The organism is Geminocystis sp. CENA526 (genome assembly GCF_050753365.1).
Lineage (GTDB): Bacteria > Cyanobacteriota > Cyanobacteriia > Cyanobacteriales > Cyanobacteriaceae > Geminocystis.
The window spans coordinates 1-1,153 of sequence record NZ_JBLZFY010000307.1 but is presented as its reverse complement, the minus strand read 5'-3'; the positions used below and the strand labels follow the sequence as shown (position 1 = coordinate 1,153).

The window sequence follows — 1,153 nt, the reverse complement described above, 5'->3', positions numbered from 1 at the left end:
CATGTAGAAAATCTAATCTTAGAAGGTACAGGTAATATTAACGGTACGGGTAATACTTTAAATAACCGCATTGTGGGTAATAGTGGTAACAATCGCCTTAATGGGGGTGATGGTAACGACACCTTAAATGGTGGTAATGGGAATGATACTCTCAATGGTGGCACGGGTGCGGACAGAATGGTAGGAGGTAAGGGAGATGATACCTACTATGTGGATAATGCCAATGACATAGTAGTCGAAAAACTCAATGAGGGAATTGATACTGTTATCTCTACTATCACCTATACTTTACCTAATCATGTAGAAAATCTAATCTTAGAAGGTACAGGTAATATTAACGGTACGGGTAATACTTTAAATAACCGCATTGTGGGTAATAGTGGTAACAATCGCCTTAATAGTGGTGATGGTAACGACACCTTAAATGGTGGTAACGGGAATGATACCCTCAACGGAGGCACAGGTGCTGACAGAATGGTAGGAGGTAAGGGAGATGATACTTATTATGTGGATAATGCTAATGACATAGTAGTCGAAAAACTCAATGAGGGGGTCGATACTGTTATCTCTACTGTTACCTATACTTTACCTAACCATGTGGAAAACTTAACCTTAAGTGGCACTGGTAATATTAACGGTACGGGTAATACTTTAAATAACCGCATCACGGGAAATAGTGCTAACAATCGCCTTAATGGGGGTGATGGTAGTGATACCCTTCTCGGTGGAGGGGGCAATGATATTCTTAACGGTGGAGAAGGTAATGATGTTTTAAATGGAGGAGGAGGTAACGATACCCTTATCGGAGGTGGAGGTAATGATACTCTTACGGGAGGCTCTGGTAATGACTTTTTCCGCTTTAATTCCCCCTCTGAAGGGATCGATCGAATTACCGACTTTAACGTAGTAGATGACACGATTTTAATTCGTCGTAGTGGCTTTGGTGGTGGTTTACCGTTAGGGGAGTTATCTGCTAATCGCTTCCGTATCGGTTCATCAGCGACTACTCCTGATCATCGTTTCTTCTATAATGCCAGTAACGGTGGTTTATTTTTCGATGTGGACGGTAACGGTGCAACCTCTGCGGTACGCATTGCCACTTTAAATACGGGATTAGCTATGACTAATGCAGATATTGTCGTCATTTAAAATT

1 protein-coding gene is annotated in these 1,153 nt (G+C 41.5%); it reads left to right on the top strand.

Annotation, left to right across the window (positions count from 1 at the left end; genetic code table 11):
* Positions 1-1,149 (top strand): calcium-binding protein (locus tag ACN4EE_RS23575; RefSeq protein ID WP_431708947.1); only part of this gene is annotated, 1,149 nt, incomplete at its 5' end.
* Between the last annotated feature and the right edge of the window lie 4 nt (positions 1,150-1,153).